Source organism: Desulforadius tongensis (assembly GCF_016907915.1).
Taxonomy (GTDB): domain Bacteria; phylum Bacillota; class Desulfotomaculia; order Desulfotomaculales; family Desulfohalotomaculaceae; genus Desulforadius; species Desulforadius tongensis.
Genome location: NZ_JAFBCW010000014.1, coordinates 46,888 through 65,732, shown reverse-complemented (window position 1 = coordinate 65,732; position 18,845 = coordinate 46,888). Strand labels below are relative to the sequence as shown.

Genomic DNA, 18,845 nt, shown 5'->3' with positions numbered 1-18,845 from the left:
GATGAACTTCGTTCCACAACATGAACCGCCGTATACCGAACGGTACGTACGGTGGTGTGAGAGGACGGGAGTTAATCACTCCCTCCTACTCGATCTATGATCTACAATCTATATTTTTATTTAACCTGCAAAGGAATCATTAAATATTATAAAAAGGAGTTTTAATTTTAAAATAGAAAATTTTGGGTACAAAGGTAATGAAAGGAGGTTGTGAAAAATAAGCGGTAAACATTGTTCCGGCTTGCCGGCGGTGGATGTTTTCAGTATCAGAGAGATAAAAGAATTAGCCGCTAAACCTAAAGAGCAGGTGGTGCTGATTTTTGGCAGCAGAGGGAATAAAATTAAGGTTTTATGTGGAAAAAGCTGCGGTCAATCTTGGGCCATAATACCACCAATAAACAGGATAATTAAATTTATAAAGCAAGAGCAGATATGCTTTGAAGAAGCTTTAGTGGTTCATAACCATCCTACCTTACCATGGCATGGTGAAATTATACCTTCGGAGGAGGATATTATTGTTACGGAGTTTTTTAAATGGCAGTTGGCGCTGCTGGGAATTAATTTGCTTGATCATATTATTATTTCCGGCAGTAAGAAGCAGTCTTTATTAGAGATTGATTTATATAATAAAGGTTCCTTAAATTTGAACGGCTTTGAAATTAAACGTTTTTTGTACTGCTTTTTGGTACAGGCCGCATATGTTGCACCTCATAACTGGACACTGTCCCTGGTAATAGAAGCATTAGAAAAAAATCTTGATCGGATAAGGGGTTATTACGAAAGACCCTATTTTATAAGAATCTTTAACAAGAAACCGGTGGATAATCAGTTTAAAACCGAGCTGTTAAAATTTAAAACTACGGATAAATTAATTAATAAGTTGATTGATTTCCTGATTTTGCTTGAAGATGATAAGAGTATAAGAATTGAACCGGGAAAAATTATTCCTTACGGTATCGAGCTGCAAAGAAAAATCATCACTTCAGCTGAATATAAAATTGAGAAAAAAATAGAAGATTGACACTATAACTACCTTTTTCTAAACTTAAGGTAATTAATGAAACAGAGATTGCTTTAGACCCAAAAAAGGTTTTTGACAATATATAAGGAATTATATTAATCTTTGAAGGTAAAAAACATCTTTTTAAAGCAACTATTGTTTAAGGAGAGTAACTGATGACTTTTGACTTCTTTATTAAAGCAGCTATTGCGGGTTTACTTCTTTCGGTGCCCATCGGGCCGGTTAATCTTTTGTGTATAAGGCGTACTTTAGTTAAAGGTCGTATAATTGGTTTGGTAACCGGCCTGGGTGCATCTTCTGCAGATTCGTTTTTTGCTTTTATTTCGGCTTTCGGGTTGAGTTTTATCGTTAATTTCTTTGAACGGGAAGAAGCTGTTTTAACCATTGGCGGCGGTATTCTCCTGTGTTTATTGGGAATAAGAACGTTTTTCGCCGTTCCGAAGGATCAGTCATCAAAGTATGTCAGCCGGGGACTGTTTTCGGCGTATGTTTCCAGTTTACTGTTAACACTGGCCAATCCAGTGACTATAATTGCCTTTACAGCTATATTTGCCAGCTTCGGTGTGGACAATGAATCCAGGACTTTTTCTTTTTCTTTTATGGTTGCTTTGGGAGTATTCACCGGTGCTACGCTGTGGTGGGTTGCTTTAAGCAGTGTTGTAAGCCTGTTCCGTAATAAATTTAACAATAATGGTATCATTTGGATGAACAGGATTTCCGGGGTTCTTATTACAATCTTTGGTATTATTACGCTGCTGAGATTGATTTGACAGCAGCAAAAAGCCCTAGGAAAATTTTCCCAGGACTTTTTGCTTACATTGCTTACATATTTAATGAACTTACATACTCATCTATGGCTTGGGCAACTTTTTTAGAAACCTTTACAGCTTCTACCACTGTTTTGGCTCCGGTAACAACGTCTCCGGAGGCAAAAACACCATCTCTGGTAGTTCTGCCGAACTCATCGGTAATTACCAATCCCCATTTATTTATTTCAATTCCCTTGGTGTTAGATACTATATTATCTCTGGGACCTTGGCTGATGGCTATAATCACGGAATCCGCTTGAAAAATACCACCGGAGTTTTCTACTGTTATTAATTTTTCCGTCCCTGTATCATCAGTTATTTTTTGGGTTTCAACATACCTAATGCCTTGATCCAATATTTCTACCGGCTGCTTGTAAAATATGAATTTAACCCCGTCTATTTTGGCGTAGTTTACTTCATAATCCCGGGCTGTAATATCTTCCGGGCCCTTTCTGTACATGATATAAACGTCGTTGGCACCTTCCCTCAGGGCTGTTCTGGCAACATCCATGGCTACATTACCTGCCCCGATGATACATACCCTTTGACCTAAATTATACACCCGGGGATTTTTTAAATAGTCGATGGCATAGTGAACATGCCCCAGGCTTTCACCTTTAATATTCATTTTTTTCGGTTTCCAAACTCCCGTACCGATAAATACCGCTTTATAGCCGTCTCTGAACAAATCATCTATGGTAATTACCGGGCCAATCAAAGTATTGGGCCTGATTTTAACCCCCATGGCCAGTAACTTTTCTTTTAATCTGCTTAAGATATTTTTAGGCAGCCGGAATTCCGGGATACCATAGCGCAAAACCCCGCCTATTTTATCGTGAGCTTCAAAGATGGTGATATCGTAACCCTTGGCCGCAAGGATAAATGCAATGGTAATTCCGGCCGGGCCGGAACCCACAATAGCAACCTTTTTATTTGGGTTTGCTTTGTTAATAGGTTTGAAGTGATTTAGATAGTAATCAGAAATGTAGTTTTCTATGGAACTCACCTGTACCGGGTTGCCTTTTTTCCCTAATATACAGTTGCCTTCGCATTGTATTTCGTGGGGACAAACCAGGCTGCATACAACCGACAGGGGGTTGTTTTGAAACAATGTTTTTCCTGCCTGGACTATATTTCCATCCAAGAGCATTTTAATAACTTCGTTAACGGGTGTGTTAACGGGACAGCCCTCTTTACACTTCGGTTTTTTGCACTGCAGGCATTTATTTGCTTCTTCAATAATATGTCTGCCCAATAAAATCATCTCCCTGTAAGAAGTAAATAAACAATTTGTCATCTAGAAACTAATTATATCAATATTTGCATTTAGGGAAAATCTCAAATTATAAATTTAAAAAGCAGCATTATGAAATTTAAGCGGAACTAATTATAACCGGGCCTTTCATTAAAGGGTAATTTTCTCTGGCAAAGAAATATTTGTCCATTCAAGAAGGAATTTAAATAAAAAATGATGAATATATATATTTCAGTTTCGCTTTCGCTCGTGATTAAAATTCATTTGCTGGGTGCGGTGTGTTCTGCCGGCATTATATACCGGAAAAAAGTATATGGACGGTGGACAGACCGTTACCAGTGGGATAAATTGGGGCGGAATATGGCCGGCAGCGGCCTGTTTTGCAAGTTGCCTCAATTTTCAAAAAATAAAGGAGGAGGTATTTTATGCGCAAGTCATTGCTACTTTTATTCACTCTGGTGTTAGCAGTATCGTTGGTGACGGTGGGATGTGGAGGAACCGGTAAGGATGATCGAGGGGGCACAGAAGTTAAGAACCTGCTGATGGCCACAGGCGGTACCGGCGGTACTTATTACCCGCTGGGCGGTGCCATTGCTGATGTATGGAGCCAAAAGATTGAAGGTGTAAAAGTTACCGTTCAGTCTACCGGTGCTTCGGTGGAAAACATTCGCCTTTTATCCAGCGGGGAAACCGACCTGGCCATGGCCATGAACGGAGTTGCCCAGGCAGCCTGGAAAGGTGAAGGGGACTTTAAGGGCAGCCCGGTGAATAACATTGCCGGTGCCGGGGTTATTTACCCGGAAATTATGCAGGTTATTGCTCCTAAAGACTCGGGTATCAAAACCATTGCCGACCTGAAAGGTAAACGGGTATCCATCGGTCCTGTGGGCAGCGGAACCGCTTCTTCTGCCGTGAAGATTTTACAGGCCTATGGCATTGATCCGGATAAAGACATTAAAAAGTTCCAAGATACCTTTGCTGATGCGGCAAGAAAGATAAAGGACGGCAACTTGGATGCTGCTTTTGCTGTTTTGGCAGTTCCGGCAGCCAACATAGTGGACATTACTACGGCGGTTCCGGTTAATATTGTTGATATTGAAGGGGAAGGCCTGAAGAAGCTTTTGGAAAGCGAACCTGCTTTCAGTCCCTTTGAAATTCCTGCCGGCACTTACGAGGGTGAGGACGAGGTAGGTCACACCGTTGCCCAGTGGGCTTCCCTCTATGTGCCTGCGGATATGGATGAAGATTTGGTTTACAACTTGACCAAAAATATGTATGAGAACATCGAGACCATTGCCAGTGCGCACGCCCGCGGCAACCAGATTTCTTTAGACAATGCTGTGAAGGGTTTTGCCCCGGTACCGCTGCATCCGGGAGCGGAAAAGTATTTCAAAGAAGTGGGCGTTCTTAAGTAAGCATGACCAGCGGTGGTTTTAACAGGTTTTGTTTTCTTAAAATAACTGTGCTTTTGCTTTTGGTGGTGGTGCCGGCAGCTTGGCTGGCGGTACCACCGGCCGTTTTAATTGTTCAGGAGCATCAGACGGGTAAGGTGTTGTTTCGCAAGGGAATGGCGATTGACGAGTGTTTTACTCTGCGTTATATACATTCCATTACCAAGCAGCCGGTGCAGGAAGTTTACTGTGTGAAAGATAGTCATACACTGGCGCTGAAGGAAATGTATTATGATTCTTTTGGTTCCAATTTACCCGTCGGCCCGGAGCAGCTGGCCAATGAAAAAACTACTTTCAGCGTTGAAGATGGCTGTTATAAAATCACATATCAAAACCGCACTTTTGATCGCGTGCCTTTAAGAGTGGGGCAGGTGGTGGCTGATCATACCCTGCTTTTTGGTGATGATACCAGCTTGCGTTTTGCGGATGTTACCAAGGGCGGCACTTATGTAGATTTTTACGTTAAGCCCTTTTTTGATGTGTTTTAATAGCTCCCCCCGTGTTATTCCCTTGCCAAAAAGAGAAGACAGGTGATGCTATGAGTAAAAACTACCAGCATGAACTGAATAACGGACATGAAAATTTGGACGAACTGCAGAATTATAGGGAAACTGCAGCAAAACAAGTGGATATCGATGCAGAAATTCTTTCCGGGAACAACATGGAGGAACATGAGAAAAAAGCCCAGGAAATAATGGAAAAATATGATGCCGGAGCTGCTTCTAAAAAACAGGAAGGCCTGGGCCGGTGGCGTTGGGTTGTTTTAGCACTTTGTGTGGTACTGAGTTTATTTCAGCTTTATACTGCCATATTCGGCACGCTGGTTTCCAATCAGCAGCGGGGCTTTCACGTGGCTATGGCCTTGGGCTTGATTTTTCTGTTGTACCCCGGTAATAAAAAGGAGTATGTAAAGGTTTCCTGGTATAACTGGCTGCCTACCGTTTGTTTGATGGGTGTGGCTGGCTACCTTTATTTTCTGGATGAAATATCCCTACCCGTAACAATGGGCATCGTTGCAGTTTTGTTTTTATTCCAGTTAGCCAAATATTACAACAAACAATACCACGGTGTTCCCCTACCAGACATCATTTTAGCCGGTCTGGGGCTTTGTGCCGGGTTTTACCAATTCTTTTTTTATGAAGATATAATTTCCCGTGTTGGCATGTACAATGATTTGGACTATCTCATGGCCGCAATAGGTATTTTGCTGGTTTTGGAGGCTGCCAGGAGATCGGTGGGGGTGCCCATTGTGGTGATGGCCTTTCTTTTGCTGGTATATGCCTACGTGGGACCGTACATGCCCGCGTTTTTTCAGCAAAGGGGATTTAGCGTAGAAAGGATTATCTCCCATTCTTTCTTAAGCTTGGAAGGCATATTCGGTATTCCCATTTCCATATCAGCCACTTTTATTTACCTGTTTTTAATGTTTGGTGTAATTTTAAAAGAAACGGGACTGGAAAAATTTTTTACCGACCTGGCCATGTCTTTAACCGGCTGGATGACCGGTGGTACGGCCAAGGTTGGTATTCTGACCAGCGTTTTTTCAGGTACCATTACCGGTAGTTCCGTTGCCAACACTGTTGGTAATGGGGCCTTTACCATTCCGATGATGAAACGTTCGGGCTATAAGCCGGAATTTGCTGCAGCTGTAGAGGCTGCTTCCTCCACAGGTGGGCAAATTACGCCCCCCATCATGGGTTCAGCTGCCTTTTTAATGATTGAATTTACCGGTCTGCCTTACTCCGAAATCATTAAAGCGGCTGTATTTCCGGCTTTACTGTTTTTTGTGGGACAGTTCATTGTGGTGCATTATGAATCTAAAAAAGTGGGTATTATGGGCGTTCCGCGCAGTCAACTGGCCAGCGTTACTTCGCTGCTTGCTAAGCAGGGGTATCTTTTACTGCCCATTGTCGTTATCATTGTCATTCTGTGCATCGGCCAGTCGGCCATGCGGGCAGCTTTAATGGGTATTGCCACTGCCTTGTTAATGAACATCATTGTGTTGATAGCTGCTTACCTGCTGGGTAAGCAGGGCCAGCTGGAATACAAGCTGACCCCGGCCAAGCTTTTGGATATTTTGGCCCAGTCGGCCCGGGTAGCTTTACCGGTAATTGCAGCCTGTGCGGCGGCAGGTGTTATTGTGGGGGTTATAACTTTGACGGGCCTGGGGCTGAGAATTTCCGGCGGAATACTGAGTCTGGCCAGTGGAAAGCTGTTGTTAACCATGTTTTTCACCATGATAGCCAGCATCGTTTTAGGTATGGGTCTTCCTACCACTGCCAATTACGTTATTACCGCCACCATGGCGGCGCCGGCCCTTTTGGCCTTTGACAATGTACCGGTCATTGCTGCACACCTGTTTGTATTTTACTTTGGTATTGTGGCGGACATTACGCCGCCGGTGGCACTGGCCGCTTATGCCGGTTCGGGCCTGGCCCAGAGCAACCCCATGAAAACAGCTTTCGAGTCGGTACGGATTGCGGTAGGTGCTTTCCTGGTGCCGTATATGTTTGTACTGTCGCCGGAACTCTTAATGGTAGACGTTACCCTTGGCAGTCTGGTTCTGGCTCTTGGCACTGCAATCCTGGGTATGTTTTGCCTGGGTACTGCTGTGGTGGGATATATCGACAGGTCCCTGACCATTACCGAAAGAATTTTACTGGTAGCTGCCGGTTTGGGCCTGCTTTACGCTCAATTAATTACCGACATAATCGGGCTTGCTGTGTTTGTGCTTATTTATGCCAACCAAAAGTTCAGATCCCGGAATTCCGGAATAAAAATTAGCCGGTAATCTCATACCCTAGGGGTGGCTTGACATTTATAAAGGAAAACCCACCTTTTGCAGTAATGCGATTGGTGGGTTGATTTTTTGCGGCTTTTGATTAAAAAGTCTTGACAATCCCGTGTGAATGCATTAAAAATTATCTTACATGTTACCACATGGTTATAAGGTGCCCTTCTTTTAGGTTGGGATAATAGGGAATCAGGTGCAAATCCTGAGCAGCCCCCACTACTGTAACTCTGACGAAATCTTTCATAATCCACTGTCTTCACTGGAAGATGGGAAGGGAAAGAAAGTAGGTTGAAGAGAAGCCAGGAGACCTGCCTTATAACAATATCTCATTCTTTGGGTGAGAAGATGGAGATAGAGACAATTTAATATAATTGTGTCTATTTCCTCCAAATAATTTTAAAGGAGGAATTTTAAGATGGTAGCATTGTCAGTGGTAGGGTACCCGAGAATAGGTGCCCGGAGAGAATTAAAAAAAGTAGTAGAAGGGTATTTTAAAGGCCATGTACCTAAAGAAGATTTACTGGCCGAAGCGAAAAAACTGCGAAAAATCCATTGGCAGGTGCAAAAGGAGAAAGGTATTGATTTAATTTCTTCAAATGATTTTTCTTTTTATGATACCTTTCTGGACACGGCCTTGATGTTAAATGCTGTACCCAACAGGTACAAAGAAATTGGTTTGGATCAGTTAGACACCTGTTTTGCCATGGCCCGGGGATATCAAGATGAAAAATACGATGTTAAGGCCTTGGAAATGAAAAAGTGGTTTAACACAAACTATCACTATGTTGTGCCTGAAATTGAAGACGGCGTAGAGTTCAAACTGAACAGCAGTAAAGTTTTTGACGAGTATCAAGAGGCACTTGAATTGGGAATTAAAACAAAACCGGTCTTAATTGGGCCCTTTACCTTTTTAAAATTAGCCAAAATTAAAGCGGCGGGAAAAAAATATTTTGACTATTGTGATCAAATATTAAGGGTTTATGAACATATTTTTAATATACTAAATGAGTTAGCCGTTGAGTTTGTCCAAATAGATGAGCCTAAGATTGTTATGGATCTAACCGGTGAAGATATTAATAATTTTGTAAGGATGTATGAAAAACTTTTACCCCAAAAAGGGAAAGTAAAGGTTATATTACAAACTTACTTTGGAGATATAAGAGATATTTATAAAGAAATAGTTTCTTTAAATTTTGATGCTGTAGCCCTTGATTTGGTAGAAGGGGAAAAGAACATTGAGCTAATAGCGCAGTATGGTTTTCCCGGGGACAAATTGTTATTTGCAGGGCTTATAAATGGTAAAAACATTTGGCGGAATAATTACCGGCAAACTATGGAGAAATTGCAGACGGTATTTAAATATGTAAATAAAGACCGGGTGGTTTTAAATACTTCATGTTCCCTGCTGCATGTTCCCTATACCTTAAAAGGAGAAGTAAAGATAGCAGAAAAATATAAACAGCAGCTGGCTTTTGCAGAAGAAAAATTAACTGAGTTATCAGAACTGAGAGAATTACTTCAAGAAGGAAATTATTTAGTTAATAAGAAATTTATTAAAAATGCCCAAATAAAGAAAGAAAAAATTACTAATAAAGAGTTTTACTTTGAAGATGTAAGAACGAAAATAAATAATATTAAAGATGAGGATTTTATAAGAAAACCTTCCTTTGATGAGAGGATTAAAAAACAGCAGGAGATTTTAAAACTACCTTTTCTTCCCACCACTACAATAGGATCTTTTCCTCAAACCAGCGAAGTAAGGAAGTTGAGAAGGGCGTATAAGAAAGGTGAAATAACTTTAACAGAATACAGGCAGAAAATAAAAGAAAAGATCCGGGAAGTAATTGAATTACAAGAGGAAATAGGACTGGATGTACTGGTTCACGGTGAATTTGAAAGAAATGATATGGTGGAATATTTTGGGGAAAATCTAGCGGGCTTTTTATTTACAGAAAATGGATGGGTACAGTCTTATGGTACAAGATGTGTAAAACCGCCCATTATATTTGGAGATGTCAAGAGAGAGAAGCCCATAACTGTGGAGTGGATTAAATATGCTCAAAGTTTGACCGAAAAACCTGTAAAAGGAATGCTTACCGGTCCAATCACCATACTGAACTGGTCGTTCCCCAGGGAAGATATCAGTTTGAAAGAGATAGCATTTCAAATTGCTTTGGCGATAAAAGAGGAAGTAATGGATTTAGAAGCGGCAGGAATAAAAATCATACAAATAGATGAAGCTGCACTGAGAGAGAAACTACCATTACGAAAAGAAGATTGGCAAAAAGACTATTTGGACTGGGCGATAAAATCTTTCAGATTTGTTCATTCTTCAGTTAAACCCGAAACTCAAATACACACCCACATGTGCTATAGTGAATTTGCTGATATCATTAAAGAGATAGAAGCGATGGATGCAGATGTAATTTCTTTTGAAGCGGCAAAATCAGATTTGTCTTTATTGGATACATTAAAAGAACATAACTACAGCCAGGAAGTTGGACCGGGAGTATATGATATTCATTCGCCCAGAATACCAAAAGAAAAAGAGATTGAAGAGATACTATTAAAAATCAGCCAAAAACTTGATATAAATAAGGTTTGGGTAAATCCGGATTGTGGATTAAAAACCAGGGATATGGCGGAAACGGTACCCAGCTTAAAAAATATGGTTAATGCAGCCCAAAAAATAAGGCTTAAATTTAAAGGTTAATATTAATCTAAATATACTGCTGTCCACTGTTGAGTGGCCGGCAGATTTCTGCCGGAAATAGAGGGGGAGTCACCTCTCTTTATTTTTTGCCTAGGGGAGGTTTTAAATAATTCAAAAATAGGGGAAAGGTTAAAATCTTAAGATATTTAGCAGGGATTTTTGCTTTTTATCTCGAATTTTATCGAATATATTACATAATAATATAAATTTTAAAAGTATTTTAGAGTACTAAAGGTGGTATAATTATATGTCTTATTCCGATGATAATCTGTACAAGATTTTAGAGCGAATCGGTCCTGATGTTGTTCAAATAATATCCGAGGAGACAGGTGAAGACGTACACATCATGGGTAGGGGTGGTGTGATTATTGTCACCACACAACCGGAAAGGCGGGGAACGGTTCACGAGGGCGCTAAAAAGTTATTGGCCGGTGAAATTGATGAGGCATTTATCACCGAGGAAGACTGCAAGCATCTCAGCGGGGTGCGCCCCGGTTATACGGCACCCATTGTATTTAACGGGCAGAGAATAGCCGGATTGGGTATATCCGGTGACCCCAACAAAAATAAACCCATAGCCCGGATTGGTATAAGGATTGTAGAATCGAAGATTGTTCAGGAGTTAACTGCTGATAATGTCAGCCAGGCTGCTCAAGAGGTCTATTCCCGGGTGGAAGAAGCTACCGCTTCTATCCAAGAACTGTCTGCCTCCGCCCAACACATAGCTTCCAGCAGCAGTGAGATGGCTGAAATGGCTGGCCAGGCGAAAGCTAAAATGGAGCAGGTAAATTCCATCCTGGAGGCTATTGAAGAAATAGCTGTTCGCAGTAACCTGCTGGGATTAAACGCAGCCATTGAAGCAGCCCGGGCCGGTGACCACGGCAGGGGGTTTGGAGTGGTAGCTACCGAAATTCGTAAAATGGCTAATTCCAGTGCCAAATCTGTAGAGGAAACCACCAGGGTAATTATGGAAATTAAAGATTTTTTTAATAAAATATCAGAATCCATCGGTAGGAATTCTAATTATGTACAAAAGCAGACAAATGCTCTAGAAGAAATGACCACCCAGTTAACCGAAATAAATTTGCAAATGGAACAATTGGTTAGAAATTTTAATGACTAAAGTTTTAAAGTTACCACACTACATAGTATGGTAACTTTTTTCTTTTTCAACTAACCTGAAAAAGTTGTAAATTGCGGAAAAAGAAAAAATATATCGATTTTTTTGTATTGACTAACTGTTGCTGAGGGGAATAAAATTAAGGTGAAGTTTAGTTAATTAACTGTAAGACCAAGTTTAAACTGGTTGAAATGAAAGAATAAGGGTTGTAAATAATGCTCCGAGCCTAACAGTCTAAGGTTTAGCTATGACTGTAAGGCCGTTAGGGTTTACAGGGAAACCGGTAAGCCTCCCGGTGTGGAAAGGAGCGCAGTTATTCTTGCTGTTAATTTAAGCCAAGGTGCTGTTGCTTTATACCGCACCTTGGCTTTTTATTTTCAGTATGCCGGAAAAGGGGGCAATAATGCTGTTTAATATTTAACTGATGTCAAAGAAAGAGGGTGTTATTATGAAAGTCTTACCCGTGCGGGAGGCCGTTGGAACGGTTCTTTGCCATGATGTTACGCAGATAATACCGGGAAAGTTTAAAGGCAGAGCATTTAAAAAGGGACATATCGTTCGGGAAGAAGATATACCCAGGCTACTGGATATTGGCAAAGAGCACCTGTATGTGCTGGACTTGAGCGACGGGATGGTTCATGAAAATGAAGCTGCCGTTAGAATAGCCAAAGCTGCTGCCGGTTCCGGGGTAACGCTGACCGAGCCCGGTGAAGGCAAGGTGAATTTAATTGCGGCACATACCGGACTGCTGAAAATCAACATAGAAGCGCTGTATGAAATTAATTTCGTAGATGAAGTGATGTTTGCTACTTTACATTCCAACCAAATAGTTAGTAAGGGCAAAAACATAGCCGGTACTAGAATTATTCCCCTGGTGATTAAGGATGATAAAATTCGGAATATTGAGGAAATATGTCGAAATAATTACCCAATTGTAGAAGTTAAACCCATTAAGTGCTGCAGGGTGGGTATAGTAACCACCGGAAGTGAAGTATATAACGGGAGAATTGAAGATAGGTTTGGAGCGGTTATACGCCAAAAAATGAAAGAACTTGGCAGCGAGGTTATCGGGCAGAAGTTTGTATCCGACAGTATCGAGATGATTGTAGCGGCAATTAATGATTTTCTTGCCGCTGGAGCCGAAGTAATTACCGTCACCGGTGGTATGTCGGTGGACCCTGACGATGTTTCTCCCGCGGGCATCAAAGCTGCCGGTGGAGACATAGTTACCTATGGTGCTCCCACACTGCCCGGGGCGATGTTTATGCTGGCTTATATTGGTAATGTACCGATACTTGGTCTGCCCGGCTGCGTGATGTATTACAGGGCCAGCATTTTCGATCTGGTTATAGCACGCATACTGGCAGGGGAAAGGTTAACCCGTAAAGATATTGTTCACCTGGCCCATGGAGGCTTGTGTATCAACTGTAAAGAATGCCGTTACCCGGATTGCGGTTTTGGTAAGGGAAGTTGATTTCGAAATTTGAAGGCCAAGAGTAGGAAGGCTTTTATAGACATAAATTTGAGTATGTGGTTGGAAAATACACCGGTGTATTTAAAATAACAACTTAAAATTTAAGATTATCAAAACAAGGGAGAGGTGAAAAAGGTGCTTAAAAAGGTTATTACCATCAACGGGGTAACGAGAACTGTAATCGTTAACCCGGAAACATCTTTGGCAGATGTGATCCGCAAACAGCTGGGACTTACCGGCACCAAAGTCGGCTGCGGCCGGGGTCAATGCGGTGCTTGCTCGGTAATTATGAATGGGAAAGTAATCCGCTCCTGCGTTACTCGGATGAAGAGAGTTCCCGACGGAGCCGATATTACCACCATTGAAGGTTTGGGTACTCCGGATAATCTGCACGCCATACAGCTGGCATGGGCCGTTCACGGTGCTGCCCAGTGCGGTTTCTGCAGTCCCGGCTTTATTATTTCGGCCAAGGGTTTATTGGACACCAATCCGAACCCCACACGGGAGGAAGTGCGGGAATGGTTCCATAAACACCGCAATGCCTGCCGCTGCACCGGTTATAAGCCGCTGGTGGATGCTGTGATGGATGCTGCCCGGGTACTGCGCGGTGAAATTACCAAGGAAGAGTTGGCTTACAAACTTCCCAAAGAAGGAAGGGTATGGGGGACTAAACAACCACGGCCTTCTGCCATTGCCAAAGTTACCGGTACCCTTGACTACGGTGCTGACCTGGGCCATAAATTACCCTTTGAAAAGCTGCATTTGGCGTTGGTTCAGGCCAAAGTATCCCACGCCAATATTCTTTCTATCGATACTTCTGAAGCGGAGGAAATGCCTGGGGTATACAGGGTTCTCACCCATAAAGATGTAAAGGGCAAAAACCGCATTACCGGTTTGATTACTTTCCCCAGCAACAAAGGGGATGGTTGGGACAGGCCGATCCTTTGCGACAAAAAGGTATTCCAGTATGGAGATGCCATTGCCATTGTTTGTGCTGATACCGAAGAAAATGCCCGGGCAGCGGCGGAAAAAGTTAAAGTTGAGCTGGAAGAACTGCCTGCTTATATGAGTGCCCCGGCAGCGATGGCAGATGATGCCATTGAAATTCACCCCGGAACCCCTAATGTTTATTTCGAACAAAAGATTGCAAAAGGCGAAGATACCAAGCCGGTTATGGAGAAGGCCGACGTGGTGGTGGAAGACAGTTTCTATGTGGGACGCCAACCCCACCTGCCCATGGAGCCGGACGTTGGTTTCGCGTACTATGATGAAGAGGGGCGGCTGGTAATTCATTCCAAGAGCATCGGCTTACACCTTCACCACGCCATGATTGCACCGGGACTGGGCATTGAACCGGAAAAATTGATTCTGGTACAGAACCCGGCGGGGGGAACCTTTGGTTATAAATTCAGCCCCACCATTGAGGCTTTATTGGGAGTGGCCTGCATGGCTACCGGTAAGCCCGTTTTCCTGAACTTTAACATGTACCAGCAGATAACTTATACCGGTAAGCGGTCGCCGTTCTTTATCAACTTGAAGTTTGCTGCCGATAAGGCAGGTAAACTTTTAGCCATGGAAAGTGATTGGACGGTAGACCATGGTCCCTATTCCGAATTTGGCGATTTATTAACCGTCCGGGGGGCCCAGTTTATCGGTGCCGGGTATAACATTCCCAATATTCGGGGTCTTGGCCGCACAGTTTGTACCAACCATGCCTGGGGCTCCGCTTTCCGGGCTTACGGTTCGCCTCAAAGTGAATTTGCCTCAGAAGTTCTAATGGACCAATTGGCTGAAAAATTGGGTATGGATCCGCTGGAGCTGCGGTATAAAAATGTTTACCGGCCCGGTGACACCACTCCCACGGGATGTGAGCCGGATGTCTACAGCCTGCCTGAGCTGATTGACAAAATACGTCCCAAATACCAGGAAGCACTGGAAAGGGCTAAAAAGGAATCCACCGCCGATAAGAAGCGGGGGGTAGGAGTGAGCATCGGTGTTTACGGCTGCGGCTTGGACGGTCCCGATGCGGCGGAATGCTGGGTGGAGCTGACCAAAGATGGTGTTACAGTGGCCACCTGCTGGCATGATCATGGCCAGGGGGCAGACATGGGATGCTTGGCCACCGCTCACGAAGCATTGAGGCCCCTGGGGATTAAACCGGAGCAGATTAAACTTATTTTGAATGATATGTCTGTTTGTCCCAATGGTGGTCCCGCCGGTGGCAGTCGTTCCCAGGTTGTGGTGGGCAATGCCATTAAAGCCGGGTGTGAACTGCTGTTAAATGCCATGAAAAAAGATGACGGTACTTACAGGACCTATGATGAAATGGTGGCGGAAAATATCCCGCTGCGCTACGACGGCAAGTGGGCTGCTCCTTGTACCGCCTGTGATGAAAACGGGCAGGGCAACCCATTCCCCACTTACATGTACGCAGTTTTCATGTCTGAAGTTGAAGTGGATACCAACACCGGAAAAACCCAGGTTGTAAAAATGACTGTGGCCGCCGATGTGGGGGTAATCGCCAACAAACTGGTGGTGGACGGCCAAATTTACGGCGGATTGGTTCAAGGTATCGGCCTGGCCCTTTCCGAAGACTTTGAAGATTTAAAGAAACACACAACTTTGGTGGGCTGCGGCCTGCCGTACATTAAAGATGCCCCGGATAACATTGAAATTATCTATGTGGAAACTCCCAGGGAACTGGGCCCCTTTGGTGCCTCCGGGGTGGGCGAACTGCCGCTGACAAGTCCCCATGCTTCCATCATTAACGCCATTTACAACGCTTGCGGCGTGCGCATCACCGAACTGCCGGCTTTGCCGGAAAAAGTACTGGCCGGTCTAAAGGCTAAAGAAGCTGCCGGGAAATAACTAATTGACTGAGGAGCGAACCTAAATAAACATTTTGTTTATTTGGGTTCGCATCCCGTTTAGTACATATTGAAGTGAGTGATCGGGGTATGGAACAAAAAGAATTACGGGATTTGGAAGCCAAGTGCACTCAGGAGCATTATCCTGCCTGTACTGCTGCTTGCCCGGTGCATGTTGATGTGCGTGGTTTTATGGCTGCCATTAATAAAGAAAATTTTAAGGCTGCATATGAAATTTTGCAGAAAAAACTGCCCTTTCCCGGGATTATAGCCAGAATTTGTGACCGCCCCTGTGAAGCTGTCTGTAAACGAAGTGAAGCCGGTGATGCCCTGGCCATTGGGGATTTGGAAAGGTTTTGTGTGCAGAATTACTCCCCTTCCCGGCAGAAGATAAAAATTTTACCTAAAAAAAACAAGCAGGTGGCGGTGGTAGGAGGGGGATTGAGCGGTTTAACGGCAGCCTATGATTTGGCCCAAAAGGGATACGACATAGTGGTGTTTGAAGCGAAAAATTACCTTGGCGGCAGGATATGGACATACTGCGCGCCGGCACTGACCAAAAAAATAGCAGCCGGTGAATTTGCGGTATTAGAGAAACTGGGAGTGAAACTAAAGTTAAGTACCTGCGTGGGTAGAGATATACTGCTGCCTGATTTGCAGCGGCAGTTTGATGCGGTATACCTGGGTATGGGAACGAAATCTTTATCTAATGCTGATTTGCAAAGTGATCCGGCTGTTTTTTCCACCCGGTGGGAGGGGGTTTTTGCCGGTGGCAGTATGATCGTTGATGAGGCCGGCTATTCACCGGTTTTATCTGTTTCTCTTGGCCGGCGGGCTGCTGTTTCTATAGATCGTTACCTTCAGGGAGTGTCCCTTACAGCGTCCCGGAAAAACGAAGGGCCCTATCGCACACGCCTTTACACAAGCACCCGGGGGGTAAAACCCCTGGCAAGGGTACAGAAGGCTGATGCCGAGGGCTATAGTAAGGAAGAGGCGGTGGCGGAAGCGGGTAGATGCCTGCAGTGTCAATGTTTGGAGTGTGTAAAAGCATGCACCTATTTGGCTGAGTTTGGCAGTTATCCCAAAAGATATGTACGGGAGATTTACAACAACGAATCCATCGTAATGGGTATGCACCATGCCAACAAAATGATAAATTCCTGCAACCTGTGCGGTTTATGTGAAGCTGTTTGTCCAAATGGTTTTAATATGGGAGAAGTTTGCCAGCAGGCCCGCAGCAGCATGGTGCAGAGGGGGAAAATGCCCCCATCTGCCTTTGATTTTCCTTTGCGGGACATGATGTTTAACAACAGTGAAAAATTTGCTCTTAACCGCCACCAACCCGGCACCGATGCCAGTACCTTTGTATTTTTTCCCGGCTGCCAGCTGAGTGCCTCCCATTCCCGGCAGGTAATGCAGGTATACTCTTACCTGCAGGAAAAGCTGACCGGAGGGGTGGGAATAATGCTGCGCTGCTGTGGTGTTCCGGCGGAATGGGCCGGTGAAGAAAGGCTTTTTCAATCGGCGCTGGAAGAAATACAAACGAAGTGGCGTGAAATGGGCCAGCCGCAGTTAATATTGGCCTGTCCCACCTGTTATAAAATCTTTAAAACTCATTTACCGGAAATAAAAATTTTATTCCTGTGGGAGGTGTTTAGGCAAAAAGGGGTGCCGGAAACAGCCCGCAGAAATAAAATTAAAAAACTGGCCCTGCATGACCCGTGCAGCACCAGGTGGGAAAAACATATCCATGAAAGTGTGCGCAGCGTGATAAAACAGCTGGGGTATGAAGTGGAAGAGCTGCCCTACAACAAAGAGAAAACCCGGTGCTGTGGATACGGGGGATTGATGTATTCGTCCAATCCGGAGCTGTGCAGCGAAGTTATAGAAAGGCGTATTAATGAAAGCACTGCCGATTATCTAACCTATTGTGCCATGTGCCGGGACTTTTTTGCTTCCCGGGGTAAACGGGCATTGCACCTGTTGGATTTGATCTATGGTGAGTACCTGGACGTACTGGCAGAGAGAAAGGGACCGGGTTATTCCCAGAGACATGAAAACAGGGTGCATTTGAAATATAAATTACTCGATGAATTTTGGGGAGAAAAAATGAAACCAATTTCCGATTATGAAAGTATAAAGTTATATATCGACGACAGTGTGCAGGACATTTTAGAACAGAGATTTATATTAAAAGAAGATATTCAAAAGACAATAGCATGGGCAGAAAAAACAGGCCGGAAATTTATTAATCCTGATAACGGCAGATTTTTGGCCTGTCATAAACTGGCATCTGTAACCTATTGGGTGGAATATGCTTTCAAAGGTGACGGTATTGAAGTTTACAATGCTTACAGTCACCGTATGGAACTTGGTTAGGAAGTGAAGATATGGGCTACATGCCGGATAGAACTAAAAATCCGTGGCGCTGTTTTAAATGTGATTGTGATTTACAACCCGGCCGGGTAAACGTAAGTTATTTGGGCAGTTCCTTCCCGGTGGAACTGCTGAAATGTCCCCAATGCGGGCTGGTGCTTATAACCGAAGATTTAGCCCGGGGAAAAATGGTGGAAGTGGAAAGAACGCTTGAGGATAAGTAACCAGTGGCTTTAAAAGAAATATGCCGGGTTTATGAAGGCAGAGCAGTGCGGCAGGTTACCGGGAAAACAGTAAGGCCGGGTGGATTTACTCTTACTGACCGGGCTGTGGCTTACTGCTCTTTTTCTGCGGGTGCCAGGGTGCTGGATGTCGGCTGCGGCACCGGTGCTACGGTGGAACGACTGTTGATGAAATACCGGCTTGATGCGGTAGGGGTTGATCCTTCGCCGCTAATGCTGTCTTTGGGCCGGAAGAGGAACTGTGATCTGCCCTTGGTGATGGGCAGGGGCGAGAGTCTGCCCTTTGCCAGCGGTGAGATGGACGGGGTTTTTGCAGAATGCACCCTGTCATTAATGGAAGATTTAAAACAAACATTGCAGCAGATACACCGGGTATTAAAAGAAAATGGCCGGTTGGTTGTATCAGATGTTTATACCAGGAAAGAGTGTACCGGGATCAATTGGCATAACTTTCCCATGGATTGCTGCCTAAACGGTGCCCGTACCAAACAGGCCTGGTTGGATGAAATAATCAGTGCCGGTTTTGAAATATTGCAGTGGGAAGATCATTCCGAACTTTTAAAGGACCTGGCAGTAAAGTTGATATTTGCCCATGGTTCCATGATTAATTTTTGGCAGCAGGTATTGAAAAATGCAGAGCGGGGGCGGGAAGTACAAAAGATGGTCAACAAAGCTAAAGTGGGGTATTTTTTGCTTATTGCCCGCAGGTTATAGCAAAGGGGG

13 protein-coding genes and 2 riboswitches are annotated in these 18,845 nt (G+C 43.9%); of the genes, 12 read left to right on the top strand and 1 reads right to left on the bottom strand.

Annotated elements, in window-relative coordinates:
* Nucleotides 1–250: 250 nt before the first annotated feature.
* Both JOC37_RS07250 and JOC37_RS07245 read left to right on the top strand, forming a co-directional pair.
* Entirely contained in the window at nucleotides 251–1,021 is a 771-nt protein-coding gene (locus tag JOC37_RS07250; protein WP_204617546.1) for a JAB domain-containing protein, read from the top strand.
* Between the two features lie 155 nt (nucleotides 1,022–1,176).
* Complete coding sequence (locus JOC37_RS07245; protein ID WP_204617544.1) at nucleotides 1,177–1,791, top strand: LysE family translocator; 615 nt, start codon at nucleotides 1,177–1,179, stop codon at nucleotides 1,789–1,791.
* A 52-nt stretch (nucleotides 1,792–1,843) separates the two neighbouring features.
* Here the strand turns inward: JOC37_RS07245 and JOC37_RS07240 are convergent, their stop codons facing one another.
* Complete coding sequence (locus JOC37_RS07240; RefSeq protein ID WP_204617542.1) at nucleotides 1,844–3,085, bottom strand: NAD(P)-dependent oxidoreductase; 1,242 nt, start codon at nucleotides 3,083–3,085, stop codon at nucleotides 1,844–1,846.
* Nucleotides 3,086–3,510: 425 nt separating this feature from the next.
* Here JOC37_RS07240 and JOC37_RS07235 point away from each other — a divergent pair, with 425 nt between their 5' ends.
* The 10 genes from JOC37_RS07235 (at nucleotide 3,511) to trsM (ending at nucleotide 18,836) form a co-directional block, all read left to right on the top strand.
* Nucleotides 3,511–4,500 carry a TAXI family TRAP transporter solute-binding subunit gene (locus JOC37_RS07235; RefSeq protein WP_204617540.1) on the top strand — a complete coding sequence of 330 codons (990 nt, stop codon included), beginning with the start codon at nucleotides 3,511–3,513 and terminating at the stop codon, nucleotides 4,498–4,500.
* A gap of 2 nt (nucleotides 4,501–4,502) precedes the next feature.
* Nucleotides 4,503–5,024, top strand: a complete 522-nt coding sequence (locus JOC37_RS07230; protein WP_204617538.1) for a DUF1850 domain-containing protein — start codon at nucleotides 4,503–4,505, stop codon at nucleotides 5,022–5,024.
* 50 nt (nucleotides 5,025–5,074) lie between these two features.
* Nucleotides 5,075–7,327 (top strand): TRAP transporter permease, encoded by a 2,253-nt coding sequence (locus tag JOC37_RS07225; protein ID WP_204617536.1) that lies wholly within the window; start codon nucleotides 5,075–5,077, stop codon nucleotides 7,325–7,327.
* A gap of 141 nt (nucleotides 7,328–7,468) precedes the next feature.
* A riboswitch (cobalamin riboswitch) is annotated at nucleotides 7,469–7,660 on the top strand.
* Nucleotides 7,661–7,745: 85 nt separating this feature from the next.
* A complete protein-coding gene (gene metE, locus JOC37_RS07220; protein ID WP_204617535.1) occupies nucleotides 7,746–10,043 on the top strand; it encodes a 5-methyltetrahydropteroyltriglutamate--homocysteine S-methyltransferase in 2,298 nt (765 codons plus the stop codon).
* A gap of 247 nt (nucleotides 10,044–10,290) precedes the next feature.
* Nucleotides 10,291–11,166 (top strand): methyl-accepting chemotaxis protein, encoded by an 876-nt coding sequence (locus JOC37_RS13465; RefSeq protein WP_204617533.1) that lies wholly within the window; start codon nucleotides 10,291–10,293, stop codon nucleotides 11,164–11,166.
* Between the two features lie 203 nt (nucleotides 11,167–11,369).
* Nucleotides 11,370–11,487: riboswitch (molybdenum cofactor riboswitch) on the top strand.
* 124 nt (nucleotides 11,488–11,611) lie between these two features.
* Nucleotides 11,612–12,637: a molybdopterin-binding protein gene (locus JOC37_RS07210; RefSeq protein ID WP_204617531.1), complete on the top strand. Its 1,026-nt coding sequence runs from the start codon at nucleotides 11,612–11,614 to the stop codon at nucleotides 12,635–12,637.
* A 135-nt stretch (nucleotides 12,638–12,772) separates the two neighbouring features.
* Nucleotides 12,773–15,505 carry a molybdopterin-dependent aldehyde oxidoreductase gene (locus JOC37_RS07205; RefSeq protein WP_204617529.1) on the top strand — a complete coding sequence of 911 codons (2,733 nt, stop codon included), beginning with the start codon at nucleotides 12,773–12,775 and terminating at the stop codon, nucleotides 15,503–15,505.
* An 89-nt stretch (nucleotides 15,506–15,594) separates the two neighbouring features.
* Nucleotides 15,595–17,883 (top strand): pyridine nucleotide-disulfide oxidoreductase/dicluster-binding protein, encoded by a 2,289-nt coding sequence (locus tag JOC37_RS07200; protein WP_204617527.1) that lies wholly within the window; start codon nucleotides 15,595–15,597, stop codon nucleotides 17,881–17,883.
* 11 nt (nucleotides 17,884–17,894) lie between these two features.
* Nucleotides 17,895–18,104, top strand: coding sequence for a DVU_1557 family redox protein (locus JOC37_RS07195; RefSeq protein ID WP_204617526.1), 210 nt, complete (start codon nucleotides 17,895–17,897; stop codon nucleotides 18,102–18,104).
* Between the two features lie 3 nt (nucleotides 18,105–18,107).
* The gene (gene trsM, locus JOC37_RS07190; RefSeq protein ID WP_204617524.1) at nucleotides 18,108–18,836 is read left to right on the top strand and encodes a DVU_1556 family methyltransferase; all 729 of its coding nucleotides are present in this window, start codon (nucleotides 18,108–18,110) and stop codon (nucleotides 18,834–18,836) included.
* The last annotated feature ends 9 nt before the right edge of the window (nucleotides 18,837–18,845 follow it).